Annotated in this window: 13 protein-coding genes and 1 pseudogene; 11 read left to right on the forward strand and 3 right to left on the reverse strand. The window is 72.8% G+C overall.

The annotated features are described in order from the left end of the window. Positions 1–45: 45 nt before the first annotated feature. From BSL84_RS24295 to BSL84_RS24315, 5 genes are all read left to right on the forward strand, one after another. Positions 46–1,194, forward strand: coding sequence for an ABC transporter ATP-binding protein (locus BSL84_RS24295; protein ID WP_030028562.1), 1,149 nt, complete (start codon positions 46–48; stop codon positions 1,192–1,194). After that, positions 1,191–2,120 (forward strand): ABC transporter permease, encoded by a 930-nt coding sequence (locus BSL84_RS24300; protein ID WP_045321694.1) that lies wholly within the window; start codon positions 1,191–1,193, stop codon positions 2,118–2,120. Before BSL84_RS24295 ends, BSL84_RS24300 begins: the two co-directional genes overlap by 4 nt. Then, positions 2,120–2,926, forward strand: coding sequence for an ABC transporter permease (locus BSL84_RS24305; protein WP_030028560.1), 807 nt, complete (start codon positions 2,120–2,122; stop codon positions 2,924–2,926). The genes BSL84_RS24300 and BSL84_RS24305 overlap by 1 nt, the downstream gene beginning before the upstream one ends. Positions 2,927–2,956: 30 nt before the next feature. Further along, positions 2,957–4,375, forward strand: coding sequence for an NAD(P)/FAD-dependent oxidoreductase (locus tag BSL84_RS24310; protein WP_075971108.1), 1,419 nt, complete (start codon positions 2,957–2,959; stop codon positions 4,373–4,375). A 141-nt stretch (positions 4,376–4,516) separates the two neighbouring features. After that, positions 4,517–4,981, forward strand: coding sequence for a hypothetical protein (locus tag BSL84_RS24315; RefSeq protein ID WP_045321692.1), 465 nt, complete (start codon positions 4,517–4,519; stop codon positions 4,979–4,981). Between the two features lie 24 nt (positions 4,982–5,005). Here BSL84_RS24315 and BSL84_RS36605 read toward each other — a convergent pair whose 3' ends face one another. Further along, on the reverse strand, positions 5,006–5,506 hold the full coding sequence (locus tag BSL84_RS36605) for a hypothetical protein (RefSeq protein WP_199838817.1): 501 nt from the start codon (positions 5,504–5,506) through the stop codon (positions 5,006–5,008). Between BSL84_RS36605 and BSL84_RS24320 the strand changes: the two are divergent. Beyond that, a pseudogene (locus BSL84_RS24320) lies at positions 5,444–5,584 on the forward strand (response regulator transcription factor); the annotation flags it as partial. The gene BSL84_RS36605 and the pseudogene BSL84_RS24320 overlap by 63 nt on opposite strands. Before the next feature lie 115 nt (positions 5,585–5,699). Here the strand turns inward: BSL84_RS24320 and BSL84_RS24325 are convergent. After that, positions 5,700–6,485, reverse strand: a complete 786-nt coding sequence (locus BSL84_RS24325) for a phosphatase PAP2 family protein (protein WP_075971109.1) — start codon at positions 6,483–6,485, stop codon at positions 5,700–5,702. A 166-nt stretch (positions 6,486–6,651) separates the two neighbouring features. Then, positions 6,652–7,998 carry a 4-aminobutyrate--2-oxoglutarate transaminase gene (gabT, locus tag BSL84_RS24330; RefSeq protein ID WP_030030070.1) on the reverse strand — a complete coding sequence of 449 codons (1,347 nt, stop codon included), beginning with the start codon at positions 7,996–7,998 and terminating at the stop codon, positions 6,652–6,654. Between the two features lie 249 nt (positions 7,999–8,247). Here gabT and BSL84_RS24335 point away from each other — a divergent pair, with 249 nt between their 5' ends. From BSL84_RS24335 to BSL84_RS24355, 5 genes are all read left to right on the forward strand, one after another. Further along, on the forward strand, positions 8,248–10,644 hold the full coding sequence (locus BSL84_RS24335; RefSeq protein WP_075972210.1) for an ATP/GTP-binding protein: 2,397 nt from the start codon (positions 8,248–8,250) through the stop codon (positions 10,642–10,644). Positions 10,645–10,758: 114 nt separating this feature from the next. Further along, positions 10,759–12,336 carry a PucR family transcriptional regulator gene (locus tag BSL84_RS24340; protein ID WP_075971110.1) on the forward strand — a complete coding sequence of 526 codons (1,578 nt, stop codon included), beginning with the start codon at positions 10,759–10,761 and terminating at the stop codon, positions 12,334–12,336. A 138-nt stretch (positions 12,337–12,474) separates the two neighbouring features. Next, positions 12,475–13,920, forward strand: a complete 1,446-nt coding sequence (locus BSL84_RS24345; protein ID WP_030037191.1) for an aldehyde dehydrogenase family protein — start codon at positions 12,475–12,477, stop codon at positions 13,918–13,920. A gap of 612 nt (positions 13,921–14,532) precedes the next feature. Next, a complete protein-coding gene (locus BSL84_RS24350) occupies positions 14,533–16,491 on the forward strand; it encodes an acyl-CoA dehydrogenase family protein (protein ID WP_075971111.1) in 1,959 nt (652 codons plus the stop codon). Positions 16,492–16,539: 48 nt separating this feature from the next. Then, positions 16,540–17,913 (forward strand): hypothetical protein, encoded by a 1,374-nt coding sequence (locus BSL84_RS24355; RefSeq protein ID WP_159393552.1) that lies wholly within the window; start codon positions 16,540–16,542, stop codon positions 17,911–17,913. Positions 17,914–17,920: the final 7 nt, after the last annotated feature.

Below are 17,920 nucleotides of genomic sequence, written 5' to 3' on the forward strand. Positions count from 1 at the left end.
GCCCCTCCCCCCGACCTCTTCGCCCACCCACCCCCGGGACCATTCATGACCGACAAGACCACGGGAGGCGACGTCCGCCTCTCCGGGATCAGCAAGCACTACGGCACCTTCACCGCCGTGCACCCGCTGGACCTGACCATCCCCCAGGGCTCCTTCTTCGCCCTCCTCGGCGCCTCCGGCTGCGGCAAGACCACCACCCTGCGCATGATCGCCGGACTGGAGGAGCCCTCCACCGGCACGGTCCACCTCGGCGACCGGGACGTCACCCACCTGCCGCCGTACAAGCGCCCGGTCAACACCGTCTTCCAGAGCTACGCGCTCTTCCCGCACCTGACCATCTTCGAGAACATAGCCTTCGGCCTGCGCCGACGCGGCATCAAGTCGGTCAGGAAGCAGGTCGACGACATGCTGGACCTGGTCCAGCTCGGCCAGTTCGCCCAGCGCAAGCCCCACCAGCTCTCCGGCGGCCAGCAGCAGCGCGTCGCCGTCGCCCGCGCCCTGATCAACCACCCGCAGGTGCTCCTCCTCGACGAGCCGCTCGGCGCCCTCGACCTCAAGCTGCGCCGCCAGATGCAGCTGGAGCTCAAGCGGATCCAGACCGAGGTCGGCATCACCTTCGTGCACGTCACGCACGACCAGGAAGAGGCCATGACCATGGCCGACACCGTCGCCGTGATGAACGGCGGCCGCGTCGAGCAGCTGGGCGCCCCCGCCGAGCTCTACGAGAACCCGCGGACCACCTTCGTCGCCAACTTCCTCGGCACTTCCAACCTGATCCAGACCTCCGTGGAGTCCGCCGGCACCGACGTCGTCGTCACGGCCTCCGGCGCCACCCTCCGACTGCCCGCCGCCCGGTGCTCGACCACGCCCAGAGCCGGCGGGCACCTGCTGGTCGGCGTCCGCCCGGAGAAGATCTCCCTGGTCCCGGCCGAAGAGGGGCAGGCCGTCGCGACCGGCCGCAACAAGATCACCGGACGGATCGCCGCCTCCTCCTTCATCGGCGTCTCCACCCAGTTCGTCATCGACAGCCCGGTCTGCGCCGAGCTGGAGGTCTACGTCCAGAACGTCGAGCGCGACGCCCGCCTGGTCCCGGGAGCCGAGGTCGTCCTGCACTGGAACCCGGAGCACACCTTCGGCCTCGACGCCGCACAGGACATGGACGCGGGCATCGAGACGGTCGAGGAGAGCGCGTGACCGCCACCGCCGCGCCGCCCCAGGCGCCCGCCCCCACCGAACCCCCCGTCCACCGGCCGGCCCTGCGCAAGCGGCTGGTCCCGTACTGGCTGCTGCTCCCCGGCATGCTGTGGCTGCTGGTCTTCTTCGTCCTGCCGATGGTCTACCAGGCCTCCACCTCGGTGCAGACCGGCTCCCTCGAAGAGGGCTTCGAGGTCACCTGGCACTTCGAGACCTACTGGGACGCCTTCACCGAGTACCTGCCGCAGTTCCTGCGCTCCCTGCTGTACGCCGGCACCGCCACCGCGCTGTGCCTGCTGCTCGGGTACCCGCTCGCCTACCTGATCGCCTTCAAGGCGGGCCGCTGGCGCAACCTGCTCCTGGTCCTGGTGATCGCGCCGTTCTTCACCAGCTTCCTGATCCGCACGCTGGCCTGGAAGACGATCCTGGCCGACGGCGGACCGGTGGTCGCCGGCCTCAACGCGATCGGCTTCCTCGACGTCACCAGCTGGCTCGGCATGACCGAGGGGAACCGGGTGCTGGCCACGCCGCTCGCGGTTGTCTGCGGCCTGACGTACAACTTCCTCCCCTTCATGATCCTGCCGCTGTACTCCTCGCTGGAGCGCATCGACACCCGCCTCCACGAGGCGGCCGGGGACCTGTACGCCCGCCCCGCCACGGTCTTCCGGAAGGTCACCTTCCCGCTCTCGATGCCGGGCGTGGTCTCCGGGACCCTGCTCACCTTCATCCCGGCGAGCGGCGACTACGTCAACGCCGAACTCCTCGGCTCCACGGACACCCGGATGATCGGCAACGTCATCCAGTCGCAGTACCTGCGGATCCTCGACTACCCGACGGCGGCCGCGCTGTCCTTCATTCTCATGGCCATCGTGCTGATCATGGTCACCATCTACATCCGCCGAGCGGGGACGGAGGACCTGGTCTGATGCGCACCCCCCTCACCTGGCTGCGGCGCAACCTGGTCGTGATCGCGGGCCTCGCCACGCTCGCGTACATGATCCTGCCGAACGTCGTCGTCACCGTCTTCTCCTTCAACAACCCCTCCGGGCGCTTCAACTACGCCTGGCAGGAGTTCTCGCTCGACGCGTGGAAGGACCCCTGCGGCGTCGCCGACATGTGCGGCTCCCTCGGGCTCTCGCTCCAGATCGCCCTCTGGTCCACGCTCGCGGCGACCGCCCTCGGCACCGCCATCGCCTTCGCGCTGGTGCGCTACCGGTTCCGGGCGCGCGGCGCGGTCAACTCGCTGATCTTCCTGCCCATGGCCATGCCGGAGATCGTGATGGCCGCCTCCCTGCTCGCGCTCTTCCTCAACATGGGCATCCAGCTGGGCTTCTGGACGATCCTGATCGCCCACATCATGTTCTGCCTCAGCTTCGTCGTCGCCGCCGTAAAGGCCCGCGTCCTGTCCATGGACCCGCGGCTGGAGGAGGCCGCCCGGGACCTCTACGCCGGCCCGGTGCAGACCTTCCTGCGGGTGACCCTGCCCATCGCGGCACCGGGTATCGCGGCGGGCGCACTGCTCTCCTTCGCGCTCTCCTTCGACGACTTCATCATCACCAACTTCAACTCGGGCAACACCGTCACCTTCCCCATGTTCGTGTGGGGCTCGGCCCAGCGCGGTACGCCCGTGCAGATCAACGTCATCGGCACGGCGATGTTCGTCATCGCGGTGCTGGTGGTCCTCGCCGGCCAGACCGTCGGCAACCGCCGCAAGAAGGCACAACCGAAGTAGTTCCGTAGTTCCCGTAGGGAGTTGGAAGACATGGCCCCAGTCGCCATGCGAAGTGTTGCGAAATCCCTTTCCGAAGCGAAGCCGGTCCCGTACTGGCTGGACGACCCCGGCAAGCCCGCCCCGCAGCCGGCGCTCACCTCCGACGAGCGCTGCGACCTGCTGGTCGTCGGCGGCGGCTACAGCGGCCTGTGGACCGCGCTCCTCGCCAAGGAACGCGACCCCGAGCGGGACGTCGTACTGATCGAGAGCAAGGAGGCGGGCTGGGCCGCCTCCGGCCGCAACGGCGGATTCTGCGCCGCCTCCCTCACCCACGGCCTGGGCAACGGGCTCGCCCGCTGGCCCGGCGAGCTGGCGAAGCTGGAGGAGCTGGGCGCCCGCAACCTCGACGCCATCGAGGAAGCCGTCGCCCGCTACGGCATCGACTGCGACTTCGAGCGGACCGGCGAGATCGACGTCGCCACCGAACCGCACCAGGTCGAGGAGCTGCGCGAACTCCACGAGCAGGCCAGGCGCCTGGGCCTGGCCGGCAGCTCCGAATGGCTCGACCGCGACGCCGTACGCGCCGAGGTCGACTCCCCGACCTTCCTCGCCGGCCTCTGGGACCGCGACGGCGTCGCCATGCTCAACCCGGCGAAGCTGGCCTGGGGCCTCAAGCAGGCGTGCCTGGACCTCGGGGTGCGGATCTACGAGAACACCCGCGGCCTGAAGCTCGCCCCGGCGGGACGCGGGATGACCGTGCAGACCCCCTACGGCACGATCCTCGCCCGCCGGGTCGCCCTGGGCACCAACATCTTCCCGTCGCTGGTCCGGCGGATCCGCCCGTACACCGTCCCGGTCTACGACTACGCGCTGATGAGCGAGCCGCTGGACGAGGCGCAGCTCGCCTCGATCGGCTGGAAGAGACGGCAGGGCCTCGGCGACAGCGCCAACCAGTTCCACTACTTCCGGATCACCAAAGACAACCGGATCCTGTGGGGCGGCTACGACGCGATCTACCCCTACCGCGGCCGGCTCGACTCCGAATACGACCACCGCCCCGAGACCTACCTCCGGCTCGCCGAGCACTTCTTCACCGCCTTCCCACAGCTGGAGGGACTGAATTTCAGTCACGCCTGGGGCGGCGCGATCGACACCTGCTCACGCTTCTCCGCCTTCTTCGGCACGGCGTACTCCGGCAAGGTCGCGTACGCGGCCGGCTACACCGGCCTCGGGGTGGGGGCCACCCGCTTCGGCGCCGACGTCATGCTGGACCTGCTCGACGGGCTCTCGACCGAGCGCACCCGGCTGCAGATGGTGAGGTCCAAGCCGATGCCGTTCCCGCCCGAGCCGCTCGCCTGGACCGGGATCGCGCTCACCAAGTGGTCGCTGGCCCGCGCGGACGCCCTGGGCGGGCACCGGAACCTGTGGCTGAAGGCGATGGACAAGCTCGGCCTCGGCTTCGACAGCTGACACCGGCTTCCCGGCGCTCCCCGCCCTTCGCCGTGTGACCTGATTCACCGGCACGGAGTAACGCAACCCGCGTCATAGCCGGACCCGGCCCCGCTCTCTGCAGGTGAGAACGCCTCATCTACAGGGAACGGAGGCCGGGCGATGACGACCCCGGGGGACAAGACCGCGGTGGAATGGCTGGCGTCGGCTGCGCCGGACCCCGGGGCCTGCCGGCGGGCATGGGAGCGCAACCCCCTCGGGGTCGCCCTCCTGCCCGCGGGACGGCTCTGGGACGTACTGATCCTGCCGGGGGAGCTGGGGCTCGCCGCCCTCGACGTACTCGCCCTCCTCACCGACCGGCCCGGCCCGGTGCTCGCCGACTTCGGCGCGTCGCGGCTGGGCTTCTTCGTGCCCGCGGGCACCGCCTCCCACTGGATCGGCACCGGCGTAAGGGGCGCGGGGCGCGGGGCGTGGATCGTGGTCCCGTACCCGGGCCGGGCGACCGGGGGAGTGCGCTGGACGGTGCTCCCGGACGGGGAGGGGACCCTCACGGACCCGGTCCTGCTGGAGCTGGCGATGCACGAGGCGGCCGCCCGCGCGCTGGTGGGGGAGTGCCGCACCCGCTGACCGGTCGGCGCCGGTCGGCGCCGGTCAGCGTCGCTTCGCGTCCATGGTGTCCTTGGCCACCAGGACGTCGTCGCGCCGGCAGAGCCGGTAGAAGTCGACCTCGTTCAGCAGATCACGGCCGGAGCGGTAGAACGCGCAGACCGCGTCCGGCGGCCGGGCGGCGGACCGGACATGGCCGGGCGGGTACCGGAACGCCCGGTCCGGGAGCAGCGGGGCGAGCTCGGCACGGGGCCGCCCCGTCTCCAACCGGGCGAACGCGGACGGCGGGAGGACGCCGGTCGTCAGCTGCCAGGCGAGGAAGACGGCAGCCGGTACGAAGAACACCGCCGCGACGGCCGGTGCCGCGAAGGCCGGCACGGAACGGCGGCGCGCGGCGGCCCGTACCTCGGCGAGCCGCTCGGCGGACTCCCGCAGGGCACCGGCGCCCGCGGGCCCGGCTGGCGCGGCGGTCCGGGGGCCGGCGGCGGTGGAAGCGCCGAGATCGCGCAGCGACTGCACCTGGTCGAGGGCACGGTGAAGGCGCATGTCAGCGTCGTGCTCGGCAAGTTGGGCGTGCGCAACCGGGTGGAGGCGGCCATCGCCGCCCACGAGGGCGGCCTGACCCGCGACCCGGCGACGACTGACGCCCCCGGGCCGGCAGTGGTGACCTGGCCGGTCAACCGGGACCGCTTCAGCCGGCGGGTCCTTCAGCCGGCGGGTCCTTCAGCCGGCGGGTCGTTCAGCGGGAGTTTCGACGCGGACCACGGCAGGACCGCCCCACCGCCAGCAGCAGCGGCGTACACAGCAGCAGGCTGGCCAGCACGTCCAGCGGCCAGTGGAACCCCCGCAGCACCAGTCCGGCGGCCGTCGCCCCCGTGAGCACGAGCGCGGCGGCCATCGGCCACCGCCGGCCCAGGTGCGGCCCCAGTAGCAGGGCCGCTCCCGCGTACGCCACGAAGGCCGTCGCGGTGTGGCCCGAGGGGAAATAGCCCGCCGCCCACGGCTCCAGCGGGCCGGGGCGGGCGGTCCACTCCTTCAGCGGCACGACGAGGGCCGGTACCAGGGCCATCGCCGCCACCGCGGCCGCGGCGCCGCGGCGGTTGCCGCGCAGGGCGGCGTACGCGGCGGCGAGGAGCAGGGCGGGCAGGGCGACGGGGACGTTCCCGAGGTCGGACAGCGCCTCGGTGACCGTGTCGGGGGCCGTGCGCACCAGTTCGCCGCTCAGCCGGGCGTCCCAGGACAGCAGCGGGCCCCGCACCAGGACCTGCCAGGTGATCAGGGCGAAGAGGAGGGCGCAGAGCGCGCAGGCGGCGAGTACGCCGGAAAGGGTGGCCGGCCGTCCCGGAACAGGGGGGATGGTTCCGGGACGGCCGCCCGGACCGGGTTGCCGGACGCCCCGGGGGGTTTGGGGCGGACGGCTGTCCGATCGGTGAGGAGTGTGCGCGAACGCAGGTCCGGTACGGTGCTGGGGAAGCCCGGTACCGGTATCGCCCCCGGTTGCGCGGGAGCGGGCTGTTTCACTCATCTGCAGAAACCGTACGGCAGCGGAAGGGGGACCGACAGCGGGAACGCGCTCCCGCCATCGGCCCCCCACAGCTTCTTCACAGCGCCCGCCCGTTACCGTCGGTACGAGGGGGGCCGCTGCGCTCGGACGTTCTAGTCGTCGAGCAGGCGGTCGTGCCGGCCGTCGCTCAGACGTCCGTGCCGATGGCCGCGAACGCCGCCTCGATCAGGTCCAGGCCCTCGTTCAGCAGGTGCTCGCCGATCACGATCGGCGGGAGGAAGCGGAGCACGTTGCCGTAGGTGCCGCAGGTGAGGACGAGCAGGCCCTCGGCGTGGCAGGCCTTGGCGAGCGCGCCGGCCGCCTCCGGGAACGGGGTCTTGGAGACCGGGTCCTTGACCAGCTCGATCGCGATCATGGCGCCGCGGCCGCGGATGTCGCCGATGATCTCGTACTTCTCCTGCATGGCCGTCAGGCGGGCCTTCATGACGGACTCGATCTTCTTCGCCTTGGCGTTGAGGTCGAGCTTCTTCATGGTCTCGATGGAACCGAGCGCACCGGCGCACGCCACCGGGTTGCCGCCGTAGGTGCCGCCCAGGCCGCCCGCGTGGGCGGCGTCCATGATCTCGGCGCGGCCGGTCACGGCGGCGAGCGGCAGACCGCCCGCGATGCCCTTGGCGGTGGTGATCAGGTCCGGGACGATGCCCTCGTCCTCGCACGCGAACCACTGGCCGGTACGGCAGAAGCCGGACTGGATCTCGTCGGCGACGAAGACGATGCCGTTCTCGTTGGCGAACTTCACGATCGCCGGCAGGAAGCCCTTGGCCGGCTCGATGAAGCCGCCCTCGCCGAGGACCGGCTCGATGATGATCGCGGCGACGTTCTCGGCGCCGATCTGCTTGGTGATCTGGTCGATCGCCTGGGCGGCGGCCTCGGGGCCGCAGTTCTCGGCACCGGTGGGCCAGCGGTAGCCGTAGGCGACCGGGACGCGGTAGACCTCGGGCGCGAAGGGACCGAAGCCGTGCTTGTACGGCATGTTCTTCGCGGTCAGCGCCATCGTCAGGTTCGTGCGGCCGTGGTAGCCGTGGTCGAAGACGACGACGGCCTGGCGCTTGGTGTACGCACGGGCGATCTTGACGGCGTTCTCGACGGCCTCGGCGCCGGAGTTGAACAGGGCCGACTTCTTGGCGTGGTCGCCCGGGGTCAGCTCGGCGAGGGCCTCGCACACCTCGACGTAGCCCTCGTACGGGGTGACCATGAAGCAGGTGTGGGTGAAGTCGGCGAGCTGCGCGGAGGCACGGCGCACGACGGCCTCGGCGGAGGCGCCGACGGAGGTCACGGCGATGCCGGAGCCGAAGTCGATCAGCTGGTTGCCGTCGACGTCCTCGATGATGCCGCCACCCGCGCGGGCCGTGAAGACGGGCAGCACGGAGCCCACGCCGCCGGCCACGGTCTGCAGGCGGCGGGCCTGCAGCTCCTGCGACTTGGGGCCGGGGATCGCGGTGACGATCTTGCGCTCCTGCGGGACAGCGGTCATAGAGGGCTCCTGGGGGGTGTTTTCGGACGCACTTGTGTCTTTGTCCGCAGGCTAGGCCCGGGAGCGCGGGTCCTGCATGCTCCGTTCGGTAGTGATCTCGGCGTGTCCTTGTCCGCGACGGCCATAGGAAGGACGCGGCACATGTCTCGTGGATCAGTACCGGGTACGGGCGCAGCGCGCCCCCCAAGCACCGGGCCGGGCACTAGATTGAGCGCCGCAGGGCAAGGGATGGGCAGGGGGCAGGGGTTCATGGACACCGAGGGCACGAGCGACGGACAGGCGACCCGCACGGGTCACGTACCAAGGCCTGCGACATCCCCCGAGCACCCGCCGAAACCCCGGCACGCCCCCGGGCAGACGCCGGACCTGACCGACTGGATCAGCACCCCGCGCCCGGCCGCCGAGCCTGGCGTATGGCGCTACGGCCACACTCCGCGGGCGGCGGCGGAGGCCGAGCGGACCCCGGACCGGGCCCTGGCGAGCGGCGCGTTCATCTCGTTCCTGGCCTGCGTCCTCGTCTGGTCGCTCATGCGCAACACCTACATCCCCTTCTGGGACGCGCCACTGAACCTCTTCACCCCCGACAGCTGGTACTCCGCGAACGGGGAACCCGTCATGGGGACGGGCGGGATGCGAGCCAAGCCGATCTACGAGCTGCTCTTCGTCTCGGCGATCCTCTACGGCTTCGGCCGACTCGGCAGCTGGCGGACCGCCTGGCAGCGGCTGGTCGTCGAGCGCGGCCCCTGGGTGCAGGCCCTGGCGGTCGTGCCGGCGGCCTGGGTGACCCTCCTGCTCGTCGACAACCACCAGCTGCCGATCCGCCAGCTCGTCTTCGCGTTCCTTCCGTACACCAGTGACCCGGTGGCCAACCTCGCACTCGACAACACGGCCAAAACCGTGATCGACGTGGTCCTGATCGTGGCGTTCGCCTGGCTCGGCGGTGCGCTCCGGCTCCTGCGGCGCCTACGCGCGGTCCGGGCAGGCGGCGGCCGGGAAGGAAACCGGGCGGCGCCAGTCGAACCGCCCCGCGCCCACGTGCCGGGGGACGACGGGGATCCGCTGCGCTGGACGCAGTTGCGGGGGGCCGGGTTGGGGGAGGCGGCCGATCGGCTCGAAGGGGAGGCCGGGGGCGGGCGGATGAACGACGTGGACTACGCGCGCATCCGCCGCGCCTGGGAGTCCGTACGCGTCGACCCCTCCCGCATGCGGGCCTTCGCCGACTCCGTCCGCGACAAGGGCGCCGGGGCCTGCGTGCACCCCTCCGGCGACCGGGACCTGCCCGTGCGGACCGCCCGGCACGACCTGCTGGCCCGGCAGGTGCTGCTCGGCACCGTCGAGGACGGCGTCCGCAACCCGTACGCCCGCCGCGGCACCTCCCTCGCGCTCGACCCCGAAGTGCTCGGCACCTCCCTGCTCGCCGTCGGCCCCTCCGGCACCGGCAAGACACAGCGCCTGGTGCGGCCCGTCGTGGAGTCCCTCGCCCTCCAGGCGCTCGCCGGCCAGGCCGCCGTCGTCGCCGTCGGCGCCGCCGGTGCGCAGCTCGGCCCGGACGCCGCCTACGACGTCGTCGTCCGCATCGGCGACCCCGCCTCCGTCTACGACCTTGACCTCTACGGCGGGGCCACCGACCCCGACGAGGCGGCGATCCTGCTCGCCGAGGCCTTCGTCGGGGACGTCCCCGGGATCGACGTACGCCGGGCGGCGACCGCCCTCGCCCAGCTCCTCGGGCCGTTCCGGGCGGCGTACGGCCGCTTCCCCGCCGTGCCCGAGCTGCGCGAACTGCTCGACCAGGTCCCGGCCGCCTTCGACGCCCTGCGCCGCCAACTCGCGCCAGCCGCCGACGGCACCGGCGGCGCCGCACGGCAGCACGCCATGCTGCGCGAGCTCGACGCCCGTACCCGCCAGCACGGAGCGCACGGCGACCCCGGACCGGCCCTCGCCGACCGGGTGGCCCTGCTGGACCGGCCCGCCTTCGCCGGGTTCTTCGACACCACCGGCCAGGGCCGGCCGTTCTCGCTGCGCGCCCTGGAACACCCCATCCGGGTCCGCGTCGACCTGCCCGAGCGGGGGCACGCCGACGCCTCACGGATGCTGGCCCGGCTGCTGCTGGCCCAGTTCAACGCCGCCGCGGCCGCTCGCGCCGACCGGTCCCTCTTCGCGTTCCTCGCCTTCGACGACGCCTCCCACACCCTGACCGCGGAGACCGTCCGCGGCGTCCAGCGCCTGCGCTCGGCGCACGCCGGCGTGCTGCTCACCCTGCGCACGCTGGACGACGTACCGGAAGCCCTGCGCACGCCGCTGCTCGGGGCGGTCGGCTGCCGGATGGCCTTCTCCGGGGTCACCACCTGGGACGGCAAGCGCTTCGCGGAAGCCTGGGGCACCGAGTGGGTGGAGACGCGCGACGTCACCCACCGCACCGTCTTCGCCGACCAGCCGCTGACGCGGGCGATCCACGCCTTCCGCAAGCTCGTCACCGGCAAGGCGGTCACCACGGACGCGGTGACCGTGCGGCAGGTGGAACGGGAGCGGTGGTCCGCCTCGGACCTGGCGCACGCCGTGCCGCCCGGGCACGCCGTGCTCTCGCTCACCTCCGTCAAGGGGGAGCGGGCGGCCCCGCTGCTGGTCCGCCTGGCCGGAACGTCCTGACCCGAGCCCCCACCCGTACGAGGTGGCAGAATCGAGGGGAGTCGTTCGTACGACACGGCGAAAAGCGTCGGCGGCTCCTCCACCGCTCCCTCCCGCTAAGGCCCCTGGTAACCAATGCCGCTGACCCTCGCCTCCCTCGTCCAGCACTCGGCGCTCAAGCTCAGCGTCCGGGCGGGCGAGAGCCGCCTGGACACCCCCGTGCGCTGGGCCCACGTCAGCGAGCTGGCCGACCCCGTCCCCTACATGGAGGGCGGGGAACTGCTGCTGATCACCGCCATGAAGCTGGACGCCGACGACCCGCAGGAGATGCGCCGCTATGTACGCCGCCTCGCCGCGGCCGGAGTGGTCGGCATCGGCTTCGCGATCGGCGTCAACTACGAGGCGGTCCCCGAGGCGCTGGTCGAAGCGGCACGGTCCGAGGACATGCCCCTCCTGGAGGTGCCGCGCCGGACACCCTTCCTCGCGATCAGCAAGGCCGTCTCCGCCGCACTCGCGGCGGACCAGTACCGGGCGGTCACCGCCGGCTTCGAGGCACAGCGCGAGCTGACGCGCGCCGCGCTCTCCGCCGACGGCCCCGCCGAGCTGCTGGCGAAGCTCGCCGCCCACGTGCACGGCTGGGCGGCGCTCTACGACACCTCCGGCGCGGTCGTGGCGGCCGCACCCGACTGGGCCGCCCGCCGCGCCGCCCGGCTGACCCCCGACGTGGAGCGGCTGCGGGAGCGGCCGGCGCCCGCGAGCGCCGTCGTCGGAGGCTCCGAGGACCGCGTCGAGCTGCAGTCCCTGGGCACCGGACGGCGGGCGCGCGGCGCGCTCGCCGTCGGCACGGGGGCCCCGCTGGGCACGGCCGAGCGGTACGCCGTCCACTCCGCGGTGGCACTGCTGACGCTCACCACCGAGCGGTCGCGCTCGCTGCACGACGCCGAGTCCCGGCTGGGGGCGGCGGTGCTGCGGATGCTGCTGGCGGGGGAGCCGGACCACGCCCGGGCCGTGGCCGGGGATCTGTACGGATCGCTGCTGGACGCGCCGTTCCGGCTGGTCGTGGCCGAGCCGGCGCTCGCGGGGACGGAGCAGCCCGAAGGGCTGGCGCTGCTGGCCGACACCGTGGAATCGGCGGCCGCCCGCACGGGGGAGGCCCTGCTGGTGGTCCCGGAGCCGGGCCGGCTCGTGGTCTTGGCCTGCGACGCCGGCGCGGCCGTGCAGGCCTGCACGGACCACGCCGAAGCCCTGGAGGCCCGGCGCGGACGGGACGCGGCCGGCCCCGAGCCCGACGAGCTGGTGGTCGGACTGTCCGCGCCCGCCGGGCCCGGCGGTGTCGCGGCCGCCCTCAAGCAGGCCGACCAGGCCCTCGCCGTGGCCCGCCGGCGCGGCCGCCCGATGGTCGAGCACGAGGACATGGCGGTGGGATCGGTCCTGCCGCTGCTCGCCGACGACGCCGTACGGGCCTTCGCGGACGGCACCCTGCGCGCGCTGCGGGAGCACGACGCGACGGGCCGCGGCGACCTGGTGGCCTCCCTGCAGGCCTGGCTCTCCCGCCACGGCCAGTGGGACGCCGCCGCCGCCGACCTCGGCGTGCACCGGCACACCCTGCGCTACCGGATGAAGCGGGTCGAGGAGATCCTGGGCCGCTCCCTGGAGGACCCCGACGTCCGCATGGAGCTGTGGCTCGCCCTCAAGGCCACCACCACCCCGTAGACCCCGGCACCCGACAGTGACAAACCGGCGCGACCCCGGCGGCGCGTACTACACCCCGGACAAACGCCGAATCCCCCGGGGAGTCCTACGGTGGAGGGGTCAGGACCCACCGCACACTTCCGAAGGGCCGGGATTCGCATGACTTCCACCCACGCCTTCTGGCTCGCCGGCCGCCAGGCCACCGGCGAGGACAGCTTCGACGTCCACTCCCCGTGGGACGGCCGACTGGTCGGCACGGTCAGCGTGCCCACCGACGAGCAGGTCGAAGAGGCCGTGGCCGCGGCGTACGCCGTGACGGCGGAGTTCTCCGCGACCCCCGCCCACGTACGGGCCGCCGCCCTGGACCACGTGTCCAAGCGGCTCGTCGAGCGCACCGAGGAGATCGCCCAGCTGATCTCCGCCGAGAACGGCAAGCCCGTCAAGTGGGCCCGCGGCGAGGTCGGCCGCGCGGTGTCCGTGTTCCGCTTCGCCGCGGAGGAGGCCCGCCGCTTCAACGGCGGCGAGGCCCAGCGCCTGGACACCGACGCCGGCGGCGTCGGCCGTCTCGCGCTGACCCGCCGCTTCGTCAAGGGCCCGGTCCTCGGCATCGCGCCGTTCAACTTCCCGCTGAACCTGTGCGCCCACAAGGTGGCCCCGGCCATCGCCGTCGGCGCGCCGATCATCCTCAAGCCGGCCCCCGCCACCCCGCTGTCCGGCCTGATCCTGGGCGAGCTGCTGGCCGAGACCGACCTCCCGGCCGGCTCCTGGTCGGTCCTGCCGGTCGCGAACGACAAGATGCCCGCCCTGGTCAAGGACGAGCGCCTCCCCGTCATCTCCTTCACCGGCTCCGACACCGTCGGCTACGCCATCCAGCAGTCGGTGCCCCACAAGCACTGCACCCTGGAGCTCGGCGGCAATGCCGCGGCCGTCGTCCTGGACGACTGGTCCTCCGAGGCCGACCTCGACTGGGCCGCGACCCGCATCGCGACCTTCTCGAACTACCAGGCCGGCCAGTCCTGCATCTCCGTGCAGCGCGTGATCGCCGACGCCTCCGTCTACGACCGCCTCGTCGAGAAGGTCGTCGCGAAGGTCCAGGCGCAGGTCACCGGCGACCCGAACGACGACGCCACCGACGTCGGCCCGCTCGTCTCCCAGGCCGCCGCCGAGCGCGTAGAGTCCTGGGTCGACGAGGCCGTGTCCGCCGGCGCCAAGCTGCTCACCGGCGGCAAGCGCGAGGGCGCCTCGTACGAGCCGACCGTCCTGGCGAACGTGCCCGAGGGCGTCAAGCTCGCCACCGAGGAGGTCTTCGGCCCGGTCCTGACCCTCCTGCGGGTCGAGAACACCGACGAGGCCTTCGCCGCGGTGAACGACTCCAAGTTCGGCCTGCAGGCCGGCGTCTTCACCCGCAACGTCCAGACCGCGTTCCGCGCCCACCGCGAGCTGGAGGTCGGCGGCGTGATCATCGGCGACGCGCCGTCCTACCGCGCCGACCAGATGCCCTACGGCGGCGTCAAGCAGTCCGGTGTGGGCCGCGAGGGCGTCCGCTACGCGATGGACGACTACACCTACGAGCGGGTCCTGGTCCTGACCGGCCTCGACATCTGATCTCGTACGGCCGAAGAGCCGACGGCCGGAGCCCACTGTGCGGGGGCTCCGGCCGTCCCCCTTTTTTCAGGGCTCGGTTCGCCTCCGGGGCGCCGGTGCCGGCTCCAGGACGCCGTACGTCCTCGGAACCGCTCGTTCCTCGCGGTTCCTGCGGGCGCTCGGCGTCCTTCGCCGGCGCGCCCCTTCGGCTCACTCGCCTGGGCGAAGCCGCGCTCGGCCGGGCCGGCGCCGGTGCCGGCTCCAGGACGCCGTACGTCCTTGGGACCGCTCGTTCCTCGCGGTTCCTGCGGGCGCTCGGCGTCCTTCGCCGGCGCGCCCCTTCGGCTCACTCGCCTGGGCGAAGCCGCGCTCGGCCGGGCCGGCGCCGGTGCCGGCTCCAGGACGCCGTACGTCCTTGGGACCGCTCGTTCCTCGCGGTTCCTGCGGGCGCTCGGCGTCCTTCGCCGGCGCGCCCCTTCGGCTCACTCGCCTGGGCGAAGCCGCGCGGCCGGGCCGGATTTCCCTCGCTCGGACGGCCCGGCTTTTCCCGGCGGGCCGGAGAGGGTACGACTCACAGGTAGCACCGGCCAGTAGGCCGGCACCACCGACTCCGGCGGCGAGGTGAGTCCCCGCATGTCCGCAACACAGCCCGTACAGCCCAGCGGCACACAGCCCAAGGTGACCGAGCGCGAGGCACGACAGGTCGCGGAAGCGGCCCGGGAACAGGACTGGCGCAAACCCAGTTTCGCCAAGGAGCTCTTCCTGGGACGGTTCAGGCTCGACCTGATCCACCCCCACCCGCTCCCCACCGACGAGGACGTCCGCCGCGGGGAGGCCTTCCTCGCCCGGCTGCGCGAGTTCTGCGAGACCCGAATCGACGGCGCCCGCATCGAACGCGAGGCGAAGATCCCCGACGAGACCGTGCGCGGGCTCAAGGAGCTCGGCGCCCTCGGGATGAAGATCGACCCCAAGTACGGGGGCCTCGGCCTCACCCAGGTCTACTACAACAAGGCCCTCGCCCTCGTCGGCTCGGTCAGCCCGGCCATCGGAGCCCTGCTCTCCGCCCACCAGTCGATCGGCGTGCCCCAGCCGCTGAAGATGTTCGGCACCCAGGCCCAGAAGGACGCCTACCTGCCGCGCTGCGCCAGCACCGCCATCAGCGCCTTCCTGCTCACCGAACCCGACGTGGGCTCCGACCCGGCCCGCCTGGCCACCACGGCCGTCCCGGACGGCGACGACGCCTACATCCTCGACGGCGTGAAGCTGTGGACCACCAACGGGGTCGTCGCCGACCTGCTCGTGGTCATGGCCCGGGTGCCCAGATCGGAGAACCACCGAGGCGGGATCACCGCCTTCGTCGTCGAGGCCGACTCGCCCGGCATCACCGTCGAGCACCGCAACGCCTTCATGGGCCTGCGCGGCCTGGAGAACGGCGTCACCCGCTTCCACCAGGTGCGGGTCCCCGCCGACCAGCGCATCGGCGCCGAGGGCGCCGGCCTGAAGATCGCCCTCACCACGCTCAACACCGGCCGGCTCTCCCTGCCCGCCATGTGCGTCGGCGCCGGCAAGTGGTGCCTGAAGATCGCCCGCGAATGGTCCGGCGTACGCGAGCAGTGGGGCAGGCCGGTCGCCCGGCACGAGGCGGTCGGCGCCAAGATCTCCTTCATCGCCGCCACCACCTTCGCCCTCGAAGCCGTCGTCGACCTCGCCTCCCAGATGGCCGACGAGGACCGCAACGACATCCGCATCGAAGCCGCCCTCGCCAAGCTCTACGGCTCCGAGATGGCCTGCCTGATGGCCGACGAACTGGTCCAGATCCGCGGCGGAAGGGGCTTCGAGACCGCCGAGTCCCTGGCCGCCCGCGGCGAGCGCGCCGTCCCCGCCGAGCAGATGCTCCGCGACCTGCGCATCAACCGGATCTTCGAGGGATCCACCGAGATCATGCACCTGCTGATCGCCCGCGAGGCAGTCGACGCCCACCTGTCGGTGGCCGGCGACCTCATCGACCCCGACAAGGACCTCGGCGACAAGGCCAGGGCCGGCGCCCGCGCCGCCGGGTTCTACGCCCGCTGGCTGCCCAAGCTGGCCACCGGCCCCGGCCAGGTCCCCGGCACCTACCGGGCCTTCCACCCCGGCGGCCACCCCGACCTCTCCACCCACCTGCGCTATGTGGAGCGCAGCGCCCGCAAACTCGCCCGGTCCACCTTCTACGCGATGTCCCGCTGGCAGGGCCGCATGGAGACCAAGCAGGGCTTCCTCGGCCGGATCGTCGACATCGGCGCCGAACTCTTCGCGATGAGCGCGGCCTGCGTCCGAGCCGAGCACCTGCGCGCCTCGGGACAGCACGGCCGGGAGGCCTACCAGCTCGCCGACGCCTTCTGCGAGCAGTCCCGGCTGCGCGTGGAAGAGCTCTTCGGGCGGCTCTGGTCCAACACCGACGACCTCGACCGCAAGGTGGTCGCCGGCGTCCTGTCCGGGACCTACACCTGGCTGGAGGAGGGCGTCCTCGACCCGTCGGGCGACGGCCCCTGGATCGCGGACGCCGCCCCTGGCGCCTCGACCCGGAAAAACGTGCACCGCCCCATCCGCTGACCTGCGATCATCGCCGCACGTCGGACAGACGTACGAGGATGAGTACGCGTGCGGACCCGGCACGCGTACGAGCACAGCGCGAGGCGGACGAGAACGATGCCGACGGCCGAGCAGGACCGCACCAGCCGACGGCTGGCCTGGTGCGTGGCGCACCTGCTGCGCCACGCACCGGACCACGTCGTCGTCGACATGACCCGCCGGCTCGACCGGCCCACCCTGAAGTACCTCTGCCGCGACGAATGGCTGGCGGCCTCCACCGTCACCCTGCTCCTGCGCCACGGGAACGCCGCCGACCGCGGCTACATCGCCCGCAACCCCCGCGTCGTGGGCCGGCCCCTGCCCGGCCTGCCCGGACCCGCCCGCTACGCCCGCCGCCGCACACCGCCGGAACTCCTGCCCGTGCTCCGCGCCGAACTCGGCCGCGACCCCGAAGCGCAACCCCTCACCACCGCCGAACTGGCCGGCCTGCTGCGCCGCCACGGCCGCCGCGGACCACGCGTACCCCTGGACATCCTGGCGCTGCCCCACGAACTCGACCCGGAACAGCTGATCGCCGAGCACTCCCGGCTGCCCCTGCCGGCCGGCTCCGTCGAGGCGGTGCTGCTCGTCGCCGACCTGCCACCGCGGACCGCCGGCCGGCTGCTCGCCACCGCCGCCCCGGCGGACGACCGCTCCTGGCACCGGCCCGCCGTACGCGCCGTACGCATGGGCCGCCTCACCCACGAGGAACTCGTCACCCACCTCGCCCCCGCCCGACACACCCTGCTCCTCGGCCACCTCCCCGCCCGCCGCTCCCTGCGCTGGACCCTGCCCGAACAGGCCGGCATGCAGACCGCGGTGATACGGGCCCTGCGCCCGCTGGGGGACGACCCGCGGCTGTGGGCGGAACTCCTGCGGCACGCCCCCGGCCACCCCGGGCCGCTGCCCGCACTGGTGGCGGGAATCACCGACGGGACCCTGCCCGAACCGGACGGGGCGGGTGAAGCGGACCCCGCACTCACCCGGGCCGTACGCCACCTGGTGCCCACGGCCGCCCAACCCACCGGCGACGTGGAACGCGAACTGGCCCTCGCGAGCCTCGCCGTGCCCATGGAAAGCGTCGAGGAGGACATCCGCTGGGTCCGCGACTGCCTCGACCGCGGCCTGCTCACCGGCGTCGACGTGATCCGCCACAAGCTCCCCGCCTGCTGGGCCCTGGACGAGGACCACTGGCTCGGCGACGTGGACCACCCCGACCGGCACGACCACCCCGGCGCCGTCCTCGCCGCCCACGCGGAGGCGTACCGGCTGCTCACCGTCGCCCTCGGCGACGACCCGCAGGCCTGGTGGCGGACCGCCCGCACGCTCCCCGACTTCGCCGGAACGCTCCCGCACCTCCTCCTGCGGGTCACGGAAGGGGGCTCCGTGTCAGGCCGCCCCTGACGAGCGG

This window comes from Streptomyces sp. TN58, from assembly GCF_001941845.1.
Lineage (GTDB): Bacteria > Actinomycetota > Actinomycetes > Streptomycetales > Streptomycetaceae > Streptomyces.